The organism is Actinomyces gerencseriae DSM 6844 (assembly GCF_000429265.1).
Lineage (GTDB): Bacteria > Actinomycetota > Actinomycetes > Actinomycetales > Actinomycetaceae > Actinomyces > Actinomyces gerencseriae.
In genome coordinates, this window is record NZ_AUBN01000003.1 from 39,815 (window position 1) to 60,379 (window position 20,565).

Here is a 20,565-nt window from a genome sequence, read left to right on the forward strand (position 1 = left end):
GTGAGCGCGCGCATCGATCCCCACACCCACTCCACCTGCTCGGACGGAACCGACACGCCCACGGAGCTCATGGCCGCGGCCGCGCGCGCGGGGCTCGACGTCGTCGGGCTGACCGACCACGACACGACGGCCGGGTGGGCCGAGGCCGCCGCGGCCGTGCCGCGGTGCGGCGTGACCCTGCTGCGGGGCGCGGAGATCTCCTGCGCCGCCGATGGCGCCGTCCTCCATCTGCTCGCCTACCTCTTCGATCCCGAGGACGCGGCTCTGCGGGACGTCCTGGAGCACGCCCGCGCCTCGCGCGACGGCCGGGCCCGGCGCATGGTCGAGCGCCTCGCGGCCGACTACCCGATCACCTGGCAGGACGTCGTCGAGCAGGCCTCGCGGGAGGCCACCATCGGGCGGCCCCACATCGCGGACGCGCTCGTGTCCGCGGGCTGCTTCCCGGATCGCTCGGCCGCCTTCGCGGGTCCGCTGGCCACGGACTCGCCGTACTACGCGCCCCACTGGGCGCCGGATCCCGTCGAGGCCTGCGGGCTCGTGCGCGGCGCCGGGGGCGTGCCCGTCGCGGCCCACCCGCGCGCCGTCCGGCGGCAGCGCCGTCCCGTGCCCGACGAGACCTTCGCCGCCATGGCCGAGGCGGGGCTGGCCGCCCTCGAGGTCGATCATCGCGACCACGACGCCGCCGGACGCGAGGCGGCCCGCACCCTGGCACGCGCCCTCGGTCTGGGAATGTCCGGATCCTCCGACTACCATGGCACCGGCAAGCCCAATCGCCTGGGCGAGAACCTCATGGCGCCCGAGCTGCTCGACCGCGTCGTCGGCGAGGGCGCCCTGCCTCTTGTCACCGCCTGACCCGCTCCACCGGACATCCGCTCCCACGCCCATGCTCGACTCCCTCTTCAGCCTCAACCTGTTCGCCACGTCCTTCACGACGGTGCTCGTCATCCAGGACCCGCTCGGGGCCATCCCGATCTTCCTGTCGCTGACCAGCCGGCAGAGCACCGATGAGCGCAAGCGCTCGGCCAGGGAGGCCACCCTGGTCTCCCTGGCGGTGATCCTGGTCTTCGCGATCTTCGGGCGGTACATCCTGAAGTTCCTCGGCATCTCCGTGCCGGCCCTGCAGACCTCCGGCGGACTGCTGCTGCTGCTCGTGGCCCTCGAGCTGCTCACCGACAAGGCCGATGAGAGCCCCGACCCGGAGGCCGTGAGCACCAACGTCGCACTGGTGCCCCTGGGCACGCCCCTGCTGGCCGGGCCGGGGGCCATCGTCGCGGCCATGGTGGCGGTCGAGTCCGCATCGGGCTCCATCGTGGGGTGGACGTCGGTGACCGCGGCCATGATCGCCACTCACGTCGTCATCTGGCTCACCCTGCGCTTCTCCGTGGCGCTGCACCGCTTCCTGGGCGACTCCGCGATCCGCGTCCTCACCCGGATCTTCGGTCTGCTGCTCGCGGCGATCGCGGTGCAGATGATCGCGGCCGGCGTCCTCGCGTTCATCGCCGACATGCTCTGAGAGCCGACATCGACATGCTCAGAGACGCTCTCCGATAGTCCTGCGGGTCCCCACGGCCCCGGGCGCTCCGCGACCGGTCGTGCCCGATCGCGCCGGGGCGGGCTCCGGCGGGGGCAGCTCGGCTCAGTCCTCGCGAGGAGGGACGGGCCTGCCCCCGCGGGTGCGTTTGCGGGAGCGGCGGCGCCCGTCATGCGCCGTCGTCCCGCCGCGGCGCGCGCGGGCGCCGTCGAGCCACCGCGCGTCGTGATCGTCGTGCCCGTCGGAGCGGGAGGCCCTGCCGCCGCCACTGCGCCCGGCGCGCGCGCCCCGCCCGCCCCTCGGTCGCCGCGATCCCTGCGAGCCGCGCTCGCGCCTGCCGGTCTCGCCCAGGTCCTCGATCTTCTCCGCGTCCAGTCCCGCCAGCACGCGCTTGGAGCGCGGCAGGGTGCCGGTCGCGTCATGGGCGATGCCCAGGTCGGTGTAGAGGTGGTCGCTGGTGTGATAGGTCTCCACCGGCTCCTCGACGGGCAGCCCCAGGGCCTTGGCGATCATCCTCCACCGGGGGATGTCGTCCCAGTCCACGAAGGTGACCGCCGTGCCCGAGTGGCCCGCGCGCCCGGTGCGGCCGATGCGGTGGACGTAGATCTTCTCGTCCTCCGGGCACTGGTAGTTGATGACGTGGGTGACGTCGTCGACGTCGATGCCGCGCGCCGCGACGTCGGTGGCGACGAGCACATCGACCTTGCCGTTGCGGAAGGCCCGAAGCGCCTGCTCGCGGGCCCCCTGGCCCAGGTCCCCGTGCAGGGCCGCCGTGGCGAAGCCGCGGGCGGACAGGTCCTCGGCGACGCGCGCGCAGGTGCGCTTGGTGCGCGCGAAGATGATGGTGCGCCCGCGTCCGTCCGCCTGGAGGATCCGCGCGACGACCTCCACCTTGTTCAGGGCGTGGGTGCGGTACACGACCTGCCGGACGGTCGTGACCGTCATGCCCTCGTCACCGGGGTCCTGGGCGCGGATGTGCGTCGGCTTGGTCATGTAGCGCCGTGCCAGGGCGACCACGGCGCCGGGCATGGTGGCGCTGAACAGCATGGTCTGCCGGTCGCTGCGCGTGCGGGCCAGGATCTTCTCGACGTCGGGCAGGAAGCCCAGGTCGAGCATCTCGTCGGCCTCGTCCAGCACGACGGTGGTCACGTGAGTCAGATCCAGCACGTCGCGGTCCATGAGGTCGATGAGCCGGCCGGGCGTGCCCACGACGATCTCGGCTCCCCGCTCCAGGGCCTCGATCTGCGGCTCGTAGGCGCGCCCCCCGTAGACCTGCACGATGCGCACCGTGCGCCTGGCCGCCGCCATGGCCAGCTCCTCGGCGACCTGCTTGGCCAGCTCGCGGGTGGGCAGGACGATGAGCGCCTGCGGGGATCCCGACGCCGGATCCTCCTCCCAGCCGTCCTCGCCCGGGCCCAGGGTGTCCATGAGCAGGGGCAGGGCGAAGCCGAGCGTCTTCCCGGTGCCGGTCTTGGCCTGGCCGATGATGTCCTGGCCCTCCAGGGCCACGGGGAGCGCGAGCGCCTGGATGGGGAAGGGATGGGTGACGCCGTGCTCCGCCAGGGCGCTGCAGAGCTCCGGCTCCACCCCGAGGTCGGCGAAGGTCCTCCCGGTCAGATCGGCGTCGCCGTCCTCGTCGGTGATATCGGGAGTGGCCTCGTCCAGGACCGGGGCGTGGGCGCCGGAGGTGCGCAGGACGCCCGAGGCATCGGGGGCGTCATCGGGGACCGGTCCCTTCCGGGGGGCCCGCGCGGTCTGCGCGATGGGGGCCCCGAGCGCGCTCGGGGCGGCGGTGCTGTCGTCGGTCACGACGTTCCTTCCGGTCGGACCGCGCGTGCTCCCCGCGCGCACCGGCGCGGTCGGGCCTCGGCCCGCCGGGGGCGCGCGACATGGGGGCGCCGGGCGCTGCTGGGCACGGGCCCGGCGCGCCGAACTCCTTGCGGTCGCGGTGCGGCAGCCGATCGTGAATCGTGTCCCGCACCGGGCCGGAGGGCCTGCGGGACCAGGCTGCGGGACGACCGGTCAGCCATGGACTCCGCCAGGCTAGCCCCTTGTCGCGTGATGCGCCGCCGGGACCGGGACCCGAGCGTCGTGGTGGTGGTCGAACTCACGCACTCGGGCGCGTCTCGTGCTCTCCCGCTCACCGATGATCGTCGCCCGTCCGCCCCGCCGCGCTCCCGCGGGCCCGCCGCGCGCGACCCTACGCGCCCCGCGCCGGCGGCCTACGCTTGTTCTCATGACCAGCCCGATGCCCCCCTATCCGTCGTCGTCCCCCGCCTCCCACGTGCAGTCCGTCCTGGGCATGGCCGCATTCATGTGCTCCATCGCCTGCACGCGCTACGCCAAGGACGCCGACAAGGCCCCCTCGATGGGGCCGCGGGTGGAGCTGCTGCGGATGAGCGCCGAGCGCGTGGCCGCCTTCGACGCCGTCAACGCCCTCGCCCGGGAGGCCGGGGTGGACGCCAGCGCCGGTGCCGAGCCCTTCATCGGCTCCCTCGGGGACTTCGACGAGCGACTGCGGCCGTTGGACTGGGAGGAGCGGCTGATCAAGACCTACCTCGCCTTCGGCCTGCTCCTGGACTTCTCCGAGGCGCTGGTGGACGCCCTGGACGAGCCGCTGCGCACAGCGGTGCTCGACGTGCTCGGGGCGGACCGCTTCGGCGCCATGGCCGCCACGGAGCTTCTCGACGACGTGGCCGGCGATCCCCAGCTCGCCGCCCGGCTCGGCCTGTGGGGACGACGGGTCGTGGGGGAGGAGATCGGCACCCTCCGGCGGATGCTGTCGGCGCATCCCGAGCTCCTGGGCGGCGGCGCCGATGCGGAGGCGCTGTACGAGGTCCTCTCGCAGGGGGCGACCAGCCGCATGCGCGGCCTGGGCCTGCGGGCCTGACCCCGGGCGGCACGATCGGGAGCCCCGGGGGGCCGGGGCGCCGCCGCCGGGACGGCCGGGGCTCCGCCGATCGCCGTCATCCGCGCGCTCTGACCGGCCCCTCGGTCCCTCGGCCCCGGCCGGCGGGGAGGAGAACCGGTGGCCGAGGAGCCCGGTCGGCCCCGGCCGGCTGCGGGGGAAGAAGAAGAGAGAAGAGAAGAAAGAGGAGCAAGGAGGTGCGCGCATGCGCACGATGTTCATCCTGCGCGGGGCGCCCGGCGCGGGCAAGTCGACTCTGATCCGCCGGCATCGGCTCGGCGATCTCGCCATCGGTCTGGACGACTTCCGACGCCTGTACTCCACTCCCTTCACGGACCTGGACGGCGTTCCCACCCTGTCCATGACCTTCGGCGCGGAGAAGCAGGTCGTGACGGCCTTCAGGGCCGCCGTCGCCAACCGGATCCGGCAGGGCGGCACCCTTCTGCTGGACTGCACCAACCCGACGCGCAAGAGCTACCGGGAGTTCGCCTCCCTGGCGCGGCGCTGCGGCTACGAGGTCCGCGTCATCGACGTCCAGGGCGAGCTCGACGACGCCGAGCTGGTCGAGCGCAACGAGTCCCGCCGCGGCGAGATCGGATACGTCGAGCCGCGCGTCGTGACGGACATCGCCGCCCGCGTGCGGGCCGGGGCGGGCTCGGTCGTCGAGCCCGTCGTGGGCATGGACGACGTGCGCCGCCTCAGCACCGTCGAGGAGATCGACGCCACCGGCTACGAGCGCCTCGTCATCATCGGCGACGTGCAGAGCTGCTCCGGGGCACTGGCCCGGGTCAAGGAGCGCTTCGGCGGCTGGGACCCCGCCACCCTGTTCGTCTTCGTCGGCGACCTGTTCGACCGGGGTCCCGACGCCGCGGGCGTCTTCGACCTCATCGCCGGTGAGACCGGCGAGGTGCCGGACAACGTCGTCCTCGTCGAGGGCAACCACGACGAGCACCTGCGCATGCTCTGCTCCGACGTGCGCGGCGGCAGCTGGCCGGACACGCGCGAGTCCCGTCGCCGGATCCTGGACTCGGGGCGGAGCAACGGGGACATCGAGGCGCTCCTGGCGCGCATGGTCCCGCTGGCCGGTCTGCGCTTCGCAGGCGAGCACGTCCTGGTCACCCATGCGGGCCTCGACCCGGCCACCATCGACCGGATCGTCACCGAGCGCGAGGATGGCCTCCTGGCCTGGGACCTCACGGAGGTCCCCATGCTCCAGCTCCTGCTCGGCTCCTCCTGGCGGTCCGCCACCTTCCAGGGGCGGTCCAGCTACGAGAGCGCCGTCGAGACCCGCCTGTCCCACCCGCGGATCCTCCAGGTCCACGGGCACCGCAACGGCACCCGCTCCGAGGAGCCGGGGCCCGCGCGGGCCGCGCCCAACGTCTACACCCTCGAGCACGGGGTCGAGCACGGCGGCCATCTCGCCGTCCTGCAGATCGACGCCGACGGCACGCGCACCCTTCACGCCTTCGAGGAGGATCACCCGGCGGTCGCCGGCGCGGCCGCCGACCCCACCAGCCTGGTGGCGCGCATGAGCGCCCACCCCGAGGTCCGCGTGCGCGAGGTGACGGGCCTGCCCGGCGTGCTCGCCTGCAACTTCTCCAGGCGGGCCTTCACCAAGCGCCTGTGGGACGAGACCAGCTGCAGGGCCCGCGGCCTGTTCCTGCGCGCCGCGGACGCCGCGGTCGTCGCCCGCGGCTACGACAAGTTCTTCAACATCGGCCAAGCCCCGGGCCCGGCCAGCGCGGAGGAGATCGTGCGCGTCGGCGTTGGACGGCCCCTGACCGCGCGCCGCAAGTGGAACGGCTACCTCGCCATCGTCAGCGTCATCGATGGTCGGCTGCGCGTCTTCTCCAAGTCCGGCGTCACACCCTTCTCCGAGCACGCGGAGGCCCTCCTGGTCGCTCACGTGGGGGATCGGGCCGACGAGCTCGCGGGGATCATCGCCGGGGCCGGAGTCTCGCTCACCTTCGAGGTCATCAGCCGCCGCGATCCCCACATCATCGACGAGGGCGATGACAAGGTCGTGCTGCTCGACGCCATCCGCAACCAGGAGGACATGGAACTGGTCGATGACCTGCGCCTGCGCCTGGCCGACGACTTCGGCTTCGTCTCCCCGGAGGTGGAGGTCCTGTCCGAGGCCGCGGACGACGGTGCGACGGCGGCGCTGGCAGCCCGGTCCCGCGTCGCCGAGGAGCGAGGGGAGGAGGGATTCGTCATCACCTACGCCGACGGCGCGATGGCCAAGTACAAGTCCCGGGTCTACAGCGAGATCAAGGCCTTCCGCTCCCAGCTGTCCCGTTACCTGGAGGGGGGCCGGGTGCGCGCGACGGGGCCGGGCGCCGGGCTCATGCGCACCTACCTCGATAGGGCCGCCGGCGAGGGCTCCGGCGGGGGGCTCGTCGGGGACTTCATGGTCGATGGCCTGATCGGGCCGGTGATCGACATCCCGGCACTGGTCGCCGCCATGTGAGAGCCCCGTGAGGGGACGACGGCGCCGCGCCCCGCTTCTCGCGGGGCGCGGCTGTGCTCATGCGCTCATATGCTCGTACGGCTGACTCGTACGGCTCACACGCCGAAGCCGACGCGGCGCGGGGAGGCCTCCCCGACCTCGACGTAGGCGAGCGAGCCGGCCGGGATGAAGACCTTACGACCCTTGTCGTCGCTCAGTGTGACGTCCGCCTCGGCGGCGCCGGCCACCGCGGCGAGCACCTCCTCCTGCGAGACGGTGGTGTCGAGGCTCAGCTCGCGGGCGACGTGCTTGATGCCGATCGTGACCTGCATGATGACTCCTTCGTTCCTGCCGGCGGCGCGCCGCCGGTCGGTCGTTCCTGTCGTTCCTGGCCGTATTCCAGGGCGATCCTAGGGCGGGCCCGTCGCCCGCATCGCGGTCGGTGCGGGTTCGGCGCGGTGTTTCGCGTCGCGCGGACGGTGAGGAAGGCGACCGCGCGATCCGGTCGCTGATCGGTCGCCGGGGCCGGGACGTGGCCGTACGTGTCGCACCCCCGTGGTGTCATGGGACCATGCACGACGACGGCGCCCCGACTCGGGTCCGGCTCCTCCCCGCCCGGGAGGCGCCGCCCCTGCCCGCCCCGGACGCCTCCGGGCGCGCGGTCCTGGAGCGCGCCGCGGCGGGCGCCGACCTCGTGGTCCTCGGCGCGGCCGGCACGGGCAAGACCTCCCTGGCGCTGCGCCTGCTCTCAGACGCCGTCGCCGCCGGCCGCGACGCCCTCCTGCTCGCCCCCACCCGGGCCCGCGCCGATGCCCTGCGGCAGCGCTCCGCCCACCTGATGCGCGAGCGCGGCGTCGGGGACGGCGCGGTGAGGGTGCGCACGCCCGCCGGATACGCCTTCATGGTGCTCACCACCTTCCTCACGCGCCGCCGTGATCCGCTGCCCGCCCCGGTCCTGCTCGCCGGGGCCGAGGAGGACGCGGCGCTCGCCGATCTCATCGATCCCCGGCAGTGGCCGGGCCTGCCGCCCGAGGCCGTCGCCTCCCGGGCCTTCCGCACCGAGGTGCGCAACCTCCTGGCGCGCGCCGGGGAGCTGAAGGTGGACGCCGATCGCCTCGCCGCCCTGGGACGCGAGCTCGGGATCCCGGTCTGGGGCCCGGCCTCGGCCCTCCTGCGCACGTGGGACGCGCAGGGCAGGCCCACCGCCCGGCGGCGCTCGGAGACGCGCGGGCTGGACACCGCTCGCATCCAGGACCGCGCCGTCGAGGCCCTGGAGGACTGGGACGCCCCGGGCGTCCTCGACCGGCCCCCCGTGCCCGATCTGGTCGTGGTCGACGACTACCAGGACTGCACCGCCGCCACGGCGCGACTCCTGTCCGCCCTGGCCCGTCCCGACGCCGCCGGGCGCCGCGCCCGGGTCGTCGTGCTGGGGGACCCCGACGTCGCCGTCGAGACCTTCCGCGGCGGGACCCCGAGCCTGCTCGTGGAGGCCGAGGACGACTCGGGCCTGGCCGCCGAGCGCCTGACCCTGGACGCCGTCCACCGGGGCAATCCCGCGCTGCACGCCGTGTGGAGGGATCAGGCCGGAAGGGTCCCGGTGACCGGCACCGCCTCCCACCGCGGGGCGCTGATGGCCGCGGCGCCGGGCGAGCCGGAGGCGCCGGTCGCCGGGGCGGATGAGGCGGACTCCGGGGGCCCGGGAGGAGCCGAGGTCGTCGTCGCCTCCTCGCCCGCCCAGGAGGCCGCGCACGTCGCCCGCATGCTGCGCGGCGAGCGCATCCACCGCTCCACGCCCTGGGACTCCATGGCCGTCATCGTGCGCTCGGCGGGGCGTGCCCAGGTCGTGGCCCGCGAGCTGCGCCGCCGCGGCGTGCCCCTGGCGACCACCGCACCGGCGGTGCTGCTGCGCGCCGAACCGGCCACCGGGGCGATTCTGGCGACCGCCCGGGCCGCGCTCGCCGGGCGCCTCGGCGGTGCGGACGCGCCGCCCGAGCGGCCCAGCGCCCTCGACCTGCTCACCAGCCCCCTGGTCGGCCTGAGCTCGCTGGATCTGCGACGCCTGCGCCGTCGTCTGCGCCTGGATCGCCCCGCCGAGGCCCTCCCCGATGAGAATCTGCTCGCCGCGCTGGACTCGCCCGGAGCCGCCTCGGCTCTGGCGGAGGGGCTCGCCCGGGAGCCCCTGGCGGAGCAGGCCGCGCGCCTGGCGGCCGCGGCGCGCATCGTGTCCGCGGCGCGCGCGGCCTGCGGGACCGGCGACGAGGATGAGACCGGCGGCAGCGGGACCGGCGACGGGGGACGGCCCGAGCGCATCGACGCGGAGGCGCTCCTGTGGGCGATCTGGGACGCCTCGGGGTGCGCCGAGCGGTGGCGCTCCACGGCCCTCGGGGCGGACTCGGATCCGCTCCTGGCCGAGGCCGCCGAACGGGACCTCGACACGGTCACCGCCCTGTTCAAGCGCGCCGAGGTGTGGGCCGAACGGCACCCGGGCGAGGACGCGTCCTCCTTCCTGGCCGAGCTCCTCGACGAGGTCCTCCCCTCCGACTCGGTCGCCCCGCAGGGGGTGCGCCCCGCCGGCGTCGCGATCCTCACGCCCGCCTCCGCGGCGGGCGACGAGTGGGACGTCGTCGCCGTCATGGGCGTGGGCCGGGACGCCTGGCCGGACCTGCGCCTGCGGGACACGATCACGCGCTCGGGCCTCCTCGTCGATGCCGTCACCGGTCGCCTGCCCGCGCCCCCGTCCGGTCGCGGCGGGGCCGCCGTCGACACCGCCGCCGCCCGCTCCCAGGTGCGCGCCGACGAGCGCCGCATGCTCCTGGCGGCGCTGACCCGTGCGAGACGGCGTCTCCTGGTCACCGCCGTCGCCGACGCCGACAACGCGCCCTCCGCGTTCCTCGTCGAGGTGGCCCGCGCCGCCCGCGTGCCCGTTCAGGACGCGGACGGCGACCCGGTCATCGCCCCGGACACCGGCGACCTCACCCTGCGGGGGCTGGTCGGAGAGCTGCGGCGCGCCGCCGTCTCCGGCCTGCTCCCCGGTGCCTCGCCCGCTGAGCGGGAGCGCGCGCGCTCCGCGGCGGCGCTCCTGGCCGAGCTGGGCCGCGACGGTCCCGGCCCCGGCGTGGCCGGCGCGCTGCCGGAGGACTGGGCCGGCATCGCCGCACCGACCTCGACGGCCCCGCTCGTCGGGCGGGACGACGCCGTGCGCATCAGCCCCTCCGACGTCGAGGCCATCGCCGCCTGCCCGCTGCGCTGGTTCCTGCTCCGCCAGGGCGGGGGCACCGGCCCGTCGACCCCGCAGACCCTGGGCCTGCTCGTCCACGACGTCGCCGAGCAGGCCCAGCGCGAGGGACTGCGCGGCGAGGCGCTCAGGGCCCGCTTCGAGGAGCGTCTGCCCGACCTCGCCTACCCCGACACCTGGCTCGGCGATCTCGCCGCCGACCACGCGAGGCAGCTCATCGACCGGCTCGACTCCTATCTGTCGGGCGTGTCCGGGCGCGTCGACGTCGAGAGGCGCGTCGATGTCCGGCTCGATCTGCCCGTCCCAGCCGGCGCCGGTGATGCCGCTGGCGCCGGTGATACCGCCGGCGCTCGCGGGAGCGTCGCGGTGCGGCTGCGCGGTCGGATCGACCGCATCGAGTACGTCGACGGCGCGCCGTCGTCCACCGGCGAGCAGGATCGGCCCGACGACCCCCTGCCCGACGGGCGCGGCGAGCGCGTTCGCCTCATCGACCTCAAGACCGGTGCGAGGAGGCCGAAGGACGAGGACGCCGCCCGCAACCCGCAGCTGGCCGCCTACCGTCTCGCCCTGGAGACCAAGGGGTACGTCGTCGCCGGTGGGGCGCTCGTCCTCCTCGGAGCACCGCCGCTCAGGGACGGACTGACCATCCTGGCCCCCAAGGGCGCCGCGCTCGCCGACAGCCCCGACCCGCGGACCGGTCGGGACTGGGCGCGGGAGCTCGTCGCCTCCGCGGCGGCCGACGCCCGCGGCGCCCGGCTGACCGCCCGGACCGGGGCGCACTGCGCCCGCTGCATCGTCAGGGACTCCTGCCCGGCCGTCCCCGAGGGGAGGAGGACCGCATCATGAGCGCGCCGACGCCCGACGGGCTCGCCGAGGCCCTCGGCCTGCCTCCGCCGACGCCCGAGCAGGCCCGCGTCATCGCGCACCCGCTCCGCCCCCTCCTCGTCGTCGCGGGCGCCGGCAGCGGCAAGACCGCCACCATGAGCCAGCGCGTCGTCCACCTCGTCGCCCGGGGCGAGGTCGCCGCCGACCAGGTCCTCGGCCTGACCTTCACCCGCAGGGCCACCGCCGAGCTGGCGCAGCGCGTCTCCGCCCGGCTCGGCCGACTCGCGGCCTCCGGCCTCGTCCCCGACCCGCAGGAGGCCCCCGAGCCCACCGTCGCCACCTACAACGCCTTCGCGGGCTCCCTCGTGCGTGACCATGGCCTGCGCGTGGGCGTCGACCCCGACTCCGCCCTCATCACCGAGGCCAGGGCGTGGCGGATCGTCGCCGACCTGCTCGAGGCCCGAACCGAGCCCCTGCCGGTCGACAGGCTCTCCACCGCGGTCAGGGCCGTCCTCGCTCTCGACTCCGCGCTGTCCGAGAACCTCCTCGACGTCGAGGAGGCCGCCTCCGGCCTTGAGGACCTCTCGGACCTGTTCGAGGGACTCTCCTCGGTGCGCGGGCTCAAGAGCCTCGTCGGCAGGGCGTCGACCGCCTCTCGTCAGCGGCTGGGCATGCTCCAGGTCGTCGCCGACTACCGCGAGCACAGGCACCGCCGCGGCCTGCTGTCCTTCGGGGACCAGATCGCGCTCGCCTGCCGCATCGCCGAGCGCGTCCCCGAGGTCGTCGAACAGGTGCGCGCCCGGTACCCGGCCGTTCTCCTCGATGAGTTCCAGGACACCTCAGTCGCCCAGGCGCGCCTCCTGTCCGCCCTCTTCGCGGACAGCGGGGTCACGGCCGTCGGCGACCCGAACCAGGCGATCTACGGGTGGCGCGGCGCCAGCGCCGACGCCCTCGACGACTTCCACCGCCGCTTCAACCCCGACGGCGCGGCCGCCGTGCGCTCGGGGGCGGTCGCGGCGGACGACCCCGCGGGCGCGCCCGTCCTGCCCCTGTCGACCGCCTGGCGCAGCGACCGGGCCGTCCTCGCGGCCGCCAACGCCGTCTCGGAGCCGCTGCGCCGCCACGTTCCGCGGGCGGGGGACGCCGAGGTCGAGCACGTTCCCGTGGAGGAGCTGCGCGCCCGACCCGCGTCGGCCGGACTCGCCGACGGGCACGTCCTGGGACTGCGCGTCGGCGACCCGCTCGCGGAGGCCGAGGCCGTCGCCGACTTCATGGCGGAGCGCTGGAGCGCCACGGCCGAGCTCGCGGTGCTCGGTCGCGTCCGCTCGGCCTTCCCGGTCGTCGCCGAGGCGCTGGAGGCGCGCGGCATCCCCTACGAGGTCGTCGGGCTGGGCGGAATGCTCTCGGTGCCCGAGGTCGCCGACGTGCGCGCCCTCATCACCGTGGCCGCCGATCCGGAGCGCGGGGACCGGCTCATGAGGCTGCTCACCGCCGCCCGCATCGGCGCCACCGACCTGCGGGCGCTGAGCGACTACGCCGGGGCGATCGCGCGGGGGCCGTCCCCCGTCGGTGGCCCGGACGGTGCGCGCACCGCCGACGCGCCGGACGGGGAGAGGGGCGCGCCGCTGCTCGCCGAGGCGATCGAGGCGATCGCACGGCGCGCCGACGCCGCTACCGGGAGCGGAGTCGGCGTCGATGACGTCGGCGTCCCGGGCCTGACCGCGGCGGGCGCGCGCGCCGCCGACCGCGTCGCCCGGGCCGTGCGCCGGGTCCGCGCCGTCCTGGCGCTGCCGCCGGCGGAGGTCGTCATGGCCGCCGAGCAGGCCCTCGGACTCGATGTCGAGCTGACGGCACGGGTCGGCGACCGCATGGGGCGCCGCGCCCTCGACGCCCTCCGGGCCACCGCCGAGCGCTACGCCGCGGACACGGAGGCCCCGGACGTCGCCGACTTCCTCGCCTGGCTCGACGACGCCGCCGAGCACGAGCGCGGTCTTGAGGCGCCCGAGGTCGAGCCGGAGCCCGGTGCCGTCCAGATCCTCACCGTCCACGCCGCCAAGGGCCTGGAGTGGGACCACGTCGCCGTCATCGGCATGGTCGAGGGCGTCCTCCCGAGCTACTCGACGTCTCCGGCGGACGACCTCAGCGTCAGGGACTGGGCGTGGATGACGAGGCTCGACGAGTTCCCCCACCCCCTGCGCGCCGATGCCGGCACGCTCCCGCCCTTCGAGCTCGGCGCGCTGGAGCCGCCGGACGTCGACAAGGACGAGGTGAAGGACCTGCTCGACTCCTACCGGCTCGCCCTGGGGCGGCACGGCCTGGCCGAGGAGCGCCGTCTCGCCTACGTGGCGATCACGCGGGCCCGCCACGACGTCCTCCTCGCCTCCAGCCACTTCGCCGGCGGGGCCGGCAGGAGCCGTCCCATGTCGCGCTTCCTGGCCGAGCTGCGGCGCCGCGAGCTGGTCGAGCCCCGGGGGGAGGGCTTCACCGAGCCGGCCCCCGACGCCGTCAACCGGCTGGCGGACCGCTCGATGACGGCCCAGTGGCCCGAGCCGGCCGCGGACGACGACGTCGCCCTGGCCCGTAGGCGGGCGGCGGACGCCGTCACCGCGTTCCTCGCGCCCTCCGCCACGGTCCCGGTCACGCCCCTCGATGTCTCCTCGGCGGAGGGCGGCGACGCGGCGTCCGAACCTCGGGGGGATCCCGTCGTGCGTCGTTGGCGCGAGGAGGCGGCCCTGCTCCTGGCGGAGCGGACCCGCAGTCGCGGGGAGTCCCCGGCCGTCCGGATGCCCCCGCACCTGCCCGCCACCAGGCTCGACGACCTGCGCGCGGACGGGGACCGCTTCGCCCTGGACCTGCGTCGCCCCCTGCCCCCGGAACCGCGCCCGGCGGGGCGGCTGGGCACCGTCTTCCACGAGGCCGTGGCCCTGCGTCTGAGCGGGCAGGGTCAGCTGCTGACCCTGGAGCAGGCGGGCGTGCCCACCTCGCTGACGCCCGGAGATCGCGAGCAACTCGACCGGTGGCTCCAGGTCGCCGAGAACCTGCCCCTGTTGGACGGCTATGCGCTCGACGGCACCGAGGTCGAGCTCGAACTGGCGCTGGAGCCCGTCGCCCTGCGCTGCCGCCTCGACGCCGTCTTCCGGGGGCGCGACGGCACCTGGCTCATCATCGACTGGAAGACGGGAGGTCGACGGGTGCCCGTCGACCAGCTCAGCACCTACGTCCACGCCCTGGCCGCCTCCCGGGGCGTGGCGACCGGCGCCGTGCGCGCAGCCTACGTCTACGTGAACAGCCCCGGCGGGCGGGTCGACGAGCTCACCGCCGAGGACCTGCTGCCCCTGGCCGAGATCGAGGCCGCCCTGCGGACGGAGACGTGAGCGAGAGGTGACGGCTCTCCGCGCTCCCGGGCGAGGCCGGGGGCGCATCGGCGGGCGGTGGCCCGGTACTCCCGGGCGCGGCGCGGTCCTGGAAGGCCAGGTGATGCATCGCGCTCGCTTGGCCCGGTGCTCCCGGGCGCGGCTCGGTCGTACGCCGGGCGTTCTCCTGGTTTCTCGTCGGAGTCGGGCTCGCCGTCATCCGGAGCTCGCGCGGTCGTACGTGGGCTCGCGCAGTCGTACCCTCCTGCGCCGGGTCGTACCTTGGGGAGGCTTTAAGGCACGACCGTGCGCGCTCGGGTACGACCGCGTGGATCTGGATACGACCGCGTGGCGATGAGTACGACCGCGCGCGGGGCTCTCGCAGCGTCGCGGCACTGGACGGCCCGGCCCGACACCGATCGCGCGGGGACGGACCGGGCTCGATCGCTCCGGGGAGACCCCGCACGGTCCCGCGGAGGCCGACAATGGATGCCAGGGGCACTCGGGCGCCGCCCCCGTCGTCCCCGGACACGACGAGCCGGTTGACCTTGCCACTGTGACAACCCGGAAGGTGAATGCATGCCCGAGACACCCGTCCGACCGTGCTGGACCATCGGCCAGTTCTCCCGTATGACGCGCCTGAGCGCCAGGATGCTGCGGCACTACGACAGCCTGGGCCTCCTGCGCCCCGGCGAGGTCGATCCGTGGAGCGGCTACCGGTACTACTCGGACGTCGAGCTCGGTCCCGCCATGATGCTGCGTCGTCTGCGGGACGCGGGCCTGGGCCTGGACGACATAGCCCGGGTCCTGCCCGCCCTTCTCGCCGACGACGAGAGCCTCTGGAGGCCCGCGCTGGAACGGCATCTCGACCGCCTTGAGGCCGAGGCCGAGGCGCTCGGGCAGCGGCGCGAGCTGACGCTCGCCCTGCTCCGTCACCGAGAGGAAGAAGAGGAACCAGTCATGACAGCGTCAACCGCATCCGCCACGATCCTCACGATCCCGGCGCACACGATCGTCGCCCGGCGCGAGACCATTCCCACCTACGCCGACGAGGCCGCCCTGTTCGAGGAGTTCGAGGCCCAGCTCCACGAGGTCCTGGCCTCCACCGGTACGGCCCTGAGCGGAGAGCCGTGCGGCGCCACCTTCTACGAGGACGGGTACGTCGAGCGCGACGTCGATATCGAGGTCTGGGAGGTCGTCGCCTCCCCGGTCGAGGTCGTCCCTCCGCTGACCTGCCGCGCCGTGGAGGAGCGCACGGTCGCCATGGCCGAGCACGCGGGCTCGTACGAGAGTCTCTCGGAGACCTACACGGCGCTCCTGCGGGAGGTCGGCGAGCGCGGGCTCACGCCCTGCGGTCAGATGTTCGAGCGCTACCTCGTGGGTCCGATCCACAACCCCGATGCCACCACGTGGCGCACGCAGGTGTGCTGCCCGATCGTCGTCGGCTGACGTCCCTCGCGGGTCGGCGGGGCCGGCCGGGTGAGGTCGCCGGGCCGTGTCGATCGGCCGGGTCGGCCCGCTCGGGCTCCGTCGATCTGCTCGCCCGGCCCGGCCCGCCCTGCCCCGTCGGGCGAGGGCGCCGGGGCCGACGGCAGCAACCTCTTCGCCGTTCTGTCCTCATGCCCCGTCGGGCGAGGGCGCCGGGCCGTGAACCGGGCGCAGCGGCGTGACCCGCGCCGTGCCCCGCTCGGCGCGGGCGTCGTCGGCCTCCTCGTCGTCGGAGTCGGCGGCGTCGATGTCGTCGTCGAGCGCGACCATGGCGACCTCGTGGGTGATCGCCTCCGGCCCGGCGGGCACCCGCTCGCCCGGCACCGGGGCCAGGCGGGGCTCGCGCGGCTCGACGAGCGGCTCGTCGCCGACCTGGTCGGCCAGGTCGGCGAGCATGGTCACGGCGTCCTCGACGATCCCGTCCCGGCCGGCGCGCACCCCGTGCAGGAGCCACCGCGCCAGGCTCAGTTCGCTGACCAGCTCGGCGCGATCCCGCAGGTGCTTGTCGACGCCCTCGGTGCGCGCCAGGTCGTAGGCGCCCTCGATGGAGTCCAGGCAGTCGACCGGGACGGAGGCGTAGATCCAGGCCATGTCCTCCGCGGGGTCCCCGACGTGGGCCTGGCCGAGCCCGCGCATGGCGACGACCGCGCCGCCCGCCGTCAGGACGTTCTCCGCATCGAGGTCCCCGTGCACAACCACCGGTCGGAACCTCCACAGCGTGGGATCCTCCAGTGCGGACTCCCACCGGGACAGCAGCGCCGGGGGCACCCTCCCGGTCCCGGCGGCGTCGTCCATGAGGCTCAGCCAGCGGTCGCGGACCTCCTGGGAGTCGTAGACCGGCATGCCCGCCTCGGAGATGACGGAGGTCGGCAGCTCGTGGAGCTCGCCCAGGGCCCTGCCCACGCCGGCGGACAGACCGGGGCCCGGGTGCAGGGCGGAGACGTCCACCGGCCGACCCTCCAGATGGGTGCGGACCTGGATGTGGGCCTCCTCGCTGCGCACCGTCCCGGCCACGCGCGGCACGTTGAAGCTCAGACGGCCGTCGTCGACGATCCGCCCGATGCGCCGCAGCACCTCGGCCTCGGCGTCGAGGCCCGCGCCGGTGGTGTCGTCGTGGGCCTCGAGGACCTCCCAGTGACGGCCCCTGGTGTCGATCACGCCGACGACATGGAGGGAGGCGGACTCCTCCTGGGGCAGGGCCAGGCGCGCCGGGTCGAGTCCGGGCACGGCGACGCCGGCCAGGGCGGCCAGCGCCAGCGGGGAGCGCTTGCGGCGGGGCGCCGCGGAGGAGGCCGGGGCGGGCGCTGAGGACGGCGCAGCGGCGGGCGCGGCGGTAGGCGCGTCCTCCGCGCTCGGCGGTGCGGCGGGGTCGGACGGTCCGGTGGGCGGCTGCGACATGGCTCAACCGTAGGCGAGTAGCGGGTTATCGGGGTACTGCCGCGCCCTATTGCGACGGGTCGAGGTCCCCGTGTTATCCACAGGGCGCCGCCGGGGGCTGGCGCGGAGGGGAGAACGTGCTCTAGGCTCCGAATCGCGGAGCCGCCCGCCCGTCCGCGGTACCGCCGCCCCGGTCGACCCTGATCGCATCTGATCGCGCAGCGGTCGCCTGGGCCGACCATCCCTGCCCACCCCTGACCCACAGCGAGGCCCGACCATGGATGCAGCGGCGCTGCTGCACGACGAGATCCGCGAGCTCGTCCGCCTGCGGGGCGTGGACCCGCTCACCGAGACCGCGGCGCTGGAGGCCCTCGTCGCCGAGGCCTCCGCCGACTACGTGACCCGCGCCGACGCCGGGCTCGTCCCGCCCCTGCGCGATCCCGACGACGCCCGGGCGCGGGCGGTCGATGCCCTGGCGGGGCTCGGCCCCCTGCAGCGCTACCTCGACGACGACTCGATCGAGGAGGTCTGGTGCAATGCGCCCGGGCGGGTCTTCGTGGCGCGCTCCGGCAGGCCGGAGCTGACGACGACGATTCTGGAGGACGAGGACCTGCGCGTGCTCGTCGAGCGCATGCTGCGGGTCTCGGGGCGCCGCCTCGACCTGTCCAGTCCCTTCGTGGACGCCCAGATGCCCGACGGCGAGCGCCTCCACGTCGTCATCCCGCCCATCACCGCCCGGCACTGGGCCGTCAACATCCGCAAGCACTCCTCGCGGGCCTGGCGCACGGCCGACCTCGTGCGCCTGGGCTCCCTGACGCCGCGGGTCGCCGCCTTCCTGGACGCCTCCGTCCAGGCGGGCCTCAACATCCTCGTCTCGGGCGCCACCCAGGCCGGCAAGACCACCATGGTCCGCGCGCTGGCCGGGGCCATCCCCGCGGGTCAGCGCGTGATCACCTGCGAGGAGGTCTTCGAGCTCTCCCTGCGCAACCGCGACTGCGTCGCCATGCAGACCCGGGCCGCCAACCTCGAGGGGGTCGGCGAGATCAGTCTGCGCCGTCTGGTCAAGGAGGCTCTGCGCATGCGTCCCGACCGCCTCCTGATCGGCGAGGTCCGCGAGGCCGAGGCGCTCGATCTTCTCATCGCCATGAACTCCGGGCTGCCCGCCATGAGCACCCTGCACGCGAACTCCGCGCGCGAGGCCGTCGTCAAGATCTGCACGCTCCCGCTGCTGGCGGGGGAGAACGTGTCGGCGGCCTTCGTGGTGCCCACGGTCGCCGGCGCCGTGGACCTCGTCGTCCATCTCGACCTCGACTCCAAGGGCCGTCGGCGCGTGCGCGAGGTCGCCGCCCTGTCCGGACGGGTCGAGAACGGCGTCGTCGAGCTGGCCGACGTCTTCCATCGCGAACCCGGGGGCGGGCTCGTGCGCGGCCCCGGCGCTCCGCCGTCGCCCGATCGCTACGCCCGCGCCGGCCACAGCCTGGCGGAGCTCCTCGCCCCCGAGGGCAGCGGTCGTCGCACGGGGGAGCGGGTCTGATGGGCGCGATCGCGGGACTCGCGGGCGGGATCGGCATGGTGCTCGTCTGGCTCGCCCTGACCACCGAGCCTCCCCAGTGGCGCTCCGAGCGGCAGCGCCGCCTCGCGGACCTCCTGGTCCAGGCCGGGGTCGGGCGCACCAGCCCGGCGGTGTTCGTCGCGGGCAGCGCGGCCCTGGGGGTCGTGGCCGCTCTGGGCTTCCTCGGCGTCTCCCGCGCCTGGTCCATCGCCATCGTCTTCGGGGCCATCGCCGCCGTCGCGCCCTACGTCGCGGTCTCCAGCCGGGCCCGCTCACGGCGCACCCGTCTGCGGGAGGTGTGGCCCGAGGCCGTCGACACCCTGGTGTCCGGGGTGCGCGCCGGCATGAGTCTGCCCGAGGCCCTGGGCAACCTCGGCGAGCGCGGTCCGGATGCGGTGCGCGAGCAGTTCCGCGCCTTCGCGGTCGATTACGCGGCCACGGCGCGCTTCGCCGTGTGCCTGGACCGGCTCAAGGCGCGCTTCGCCGATCCGGTCGCCGACCGGATCGTGGAGGCTCTCCGTCTGGCCCACGAGGTCGGCGGCAGCGAGCTGGGAGTTCTGCTGCGCTCCCTGTCGCACATGCTGCGCGAGGACCTGCGCACTCGCGGCGAGCTCGAGGCCCGTCAGTCCTGGACCGTCAACGGGGCCAGGGTCGCCGTGGCTGCGCCCTGGCTCGTCCTGGCGCTCCTGTCGACCCGCCCCCAGGCGGCCGCGGCCTATGCGACATCGACGGGCGCGCTGATCCTGGCCGTGGGGGCCGTGGCCAGCGTTCTGGCCTACCGCCTCATGCTGCGGCTCGGGCGCCTGCCCGAGGAGGAGCGGGTGCTGCGATGAACGTCTCCCTGGGCGCCCTCGCCGGTCTCATGGCGGCGTGCGGCCTGCTTCTCATCGTCTCGGCGTCACGACGCCGCCACCTCACCCTGGACGACCGGCTCGCCCCCTACACCCACGAGCAGCCCGCGACCTCGGGCCTGCTGAGCGCCACCGCGCCGGACGCCGACGGGCGCACGATCTCGCTCGTGCTGCTGGCGGCGATCGGCTCGGCGGGCCGTGTGCTCGAGGGCCTGGGGTCATCGGCGGAGTCGGTGCGGCGCCGGCTGCCGCGAGCGGGCAGCGCCCTGAGCTACGAGGGGTTCCGGCTCCAGCAGCTCCTGTGGGCCGCCTCGGCCTTCGCCGTCACGATCGGGGCCGGTCTGCTCGTCTCGATGGTGCGTCACGTGAGCGTGCCGCTGCTCGGCGTCGCGGCTCTCGTCGCCCTGGTCGGCGGCGCGGCCTGCCGCGACTGGCGGCTCAGCCAGGAGGTCGAGCGACGTCGGAGGCGCATCGAGGCCCAGCTGCCCGACGTCGTGGAGCTGCTCGCCCTCGTCGTCGGCGCCGGGCAGGGCCCCGTCGCCGCCATCGAGCGCGTCGTCGGGCTCGGAACCGGCGACCTGGTCGACGAGCTCTCCCTGACCCTGGCGGACGTGCGCAGCGGCGCGGTCCTGACCACCGCCCTGCTCCGCCTGGAGAGCCGCGTCGACTCCCTGCACGTGACGCGCCTGTCGGAGGCCATCGCCGTCGCCCTCGAACGGGGCACGCCGCTGACCGACGTCATGCGCGCCCAGGCCGCCGACGTGCGGGAGGCCTCCCGACGCGCCCTCATGGAGGAGGGCGGCAAGCGCGAGATCGCGCAGATGGTGCCGGTGGTCTTCCTCGTTCTGCCGATCACCGTCGTCTTCGCCCTGTTCCCCGGCCTGTTCGTCCTGCGCCTGGGGATCTGAGACCGCCGACGCCCCGCCCTCACCGACCGACCTCCCCGCCCTCCGCCCGCCCCGACCCGTCGTCCTCGTCCCGTCCAGATCCGCCTTC

At 74.9% G+C, this 20,565-nt stretch carries 13 protein-coding genes; 10 read left to right on the top strand and 3 right to left on the bottom strand.

Annotated elements, in window-relative coordinates:
- Both G448_RS0100215 and G448_RS0100220 read left to right on the top strand, forming a co-directional pair.
- Positions 1 to 852, top strand: a complete 852-nt coding sequence (locus G448_RS0100215; RefSeq protein ID WP_034493907.1) for a PHP domain-containing protein — start codon at positions 1 to 3, stop codon at positions 850 to 852.
- A 31-nt stretch (positions 853 to 883) separates the two neighbouring features.
- Complete coding sequence (locus G448_RS0100220; RefSeq protein WP_026406323.1) at positions 884 to 1,513, top strand: MarC family protein; 630 nt, start codon at positions 884 to 886, stop codon at positions 1,511 to 1,513.
- Between the two features lie 123 nt (positions 1,514 to 1,636).
- On the opposite strand, the gene G448_RS0100225 is transcribed toward G448_RS0100220, so the two are convergent.
- Positions 1,637 to 3,340 carry a DEAD/DEAH box helicase gene (locus G448_RS0100225; protein ID WP_026406324.1) on the bottom strand — a complete coding sequence of 568 codons (1,704 nt, stop codon included), beginning with the start codon at positions 3,338 to 3,340 and terminating at the stop codon, positions 1,637 to 1,639.
- Positions 3,341 to 3,767: 427 nt separating this feature from the next.
- Here G448_RS0100225 and G448_RS0100230 point away from each other — a divergent pair, with 427 nt between their 5' ends.
- A complete protein-coding gene (locus tag G448_RS0100230; RefSeq protein WP_026406325.1) occupies positions 3,768 to 4,421 on the top strand; it encodes a ferritin-like fold-containing protein in 654 nt (217 codons plus the stop codon).
- 223 nt (positions 4,422 to 4,644) lie between these two features.
- On the top strand, positions 4,645 to 6,909 hold the full coding sequence (locus tag G448_RS0100235; protein ID WP_026406326.1) for an RNA ligase: 2,265 nt from the start codon (positions 4,645 to 4,647) through the stop codon (positions 6,907 to 6,909).
- Between the two features lie 95 nt (positions 6,910 to 7,004).
- On the opposite strand, the gene G448_RS0100240 is transcribed toward G448_RS0100235, so the two are convergent.
- Entirely contained in the window at positions 7,005 to 7,220 is a 216-nt protein-coding gene (locus G448_RS0100240) for a DUF3107 domain-containing protein (RefSeq protein WP_026406327.1), read from the bottom strand.
- Positions 7,221 to 7,459: 239 nt separating this feature from the next.
- On the opposite strand from G448_RS0100240, the gene G448_RS0100245 reads away from it, so the two are divergent.
- The 3 genes from G448_RS0100245 to G448_RS0100255 all read left to right on the top strand — a co-directional run bounded on the left by G448_RS0100245 (position 7,460) and on the right by G448_RS0100255 (position 15,750).
- Positions 7,460 to 10,969: a PD-(D/E)XK nuclease family protein gene (locus G448_RS0100245; RefSeq protein WP_026406328.1), complete on the top strand. Its 3,510-nt coding sequence runs from the start codon at positions 7,460 to 7,462 to the stop codon at positions 10,967 to 10,969.
- The gene (locus G448_RS14485; protein WP_034493909.1) at positions 10,966 to 14,322 is read left to right on the top strand and encodes an ATP-dependent helicase; all 3,357 of its coding nucleotides are present in this window, start codon (positions 10,966 to 10,968) and stop codon (positions 14,320 to 14,322) included. Before G448_RS0100245 ends, G448_RS14485 begins: the two co-directional genes overlap by 4 nt.
- Before the next feature lie 558 nt (positions 14,323 to 14,880).
- Positions 14,881 to 15,750: a MerR family transcriptional regulator gene (locus G448_RS0100255; protein ID WP_026406329.1), complete on the top strand. Its 870-nt coding sequence runs from the start codon at positions 14,881 to 14,883 to the stop codon at positions 15,748 to 15,750.
- 168 nt (positions 15,751 to 15,918) lie between these two features.
- Here the strand turns inward: G448_RS0100255 and G448_RS0100260 are convergent, their stop codons facing one another.
- Positions 15,919 to 17,187 carry a phosphotransferase gene (locus G448_RS0100260; RefSeq protein WP_026406330.1) on the bottom strand — a complete coding sequence of 423 codons (1,269 nt, stop codon included), beginning with the start codon at positions 17,185 to 17,187 and terminating at the stop codon, positions 15,919 to 15,921.
- Positions 17,188 to 17,443: 256 nt separating this feature from the next.
- Here G448_RS0100260 and G448_RS0100265 point away from each other — a divergent pair, with 256 nt between their 5' ends.
- Genes G448_RS0100265 through G448_RS0100275 form a run of 3 tightly spaced genes read left to right on the top strand, consistent with a single transcriptional unit; the run spans position 17,444 to position 20,477 of the window.
- The gene (locus G448_RS0100265; RefSeq protein WP_026406331.1) at positions 17,444 to 18,700 is read left to right on the top strand and encodes a TadA family conjugal transfer-associated ATPase; all 1,257 of its coding nucleotides are present in this window, start codon (positions 17,444 to 17,446) and stop codon (positions 18,698 to 18,700) included.
- Positions 18,700 to 19,551 (top strand): type II secretion system F family protein, encoded by an 852-nt coding sequence (locus G448_RS0100270; protein ID WP_026406332.1) that lies wholly within the window; start codon positions 18,700 to 18,702, stop codon positions 19,549 to 19,551. The genes G448_RS0100265 and G448_RS0100270 overlap by 1 nt, the downstream gene beginning before the upstream one ends.
- Positions 19,548 to 20,477, top strand: coding sequence for a type II secretion system F family protein (locus tag G448_RS0100275; protein ID WP_026406333.1), 930 nt, complete (start codon positions 19,548 to 19,550; stop codon positions 20,475 to 20,477). Before G448_RS0100270 ends, G448_RS0100275 begins: the two co-directional genes overlap by 4 nt.
- The last annotated feature ends 88 nt before the right edge of the window (positions 20,478 to 20,565 follow it).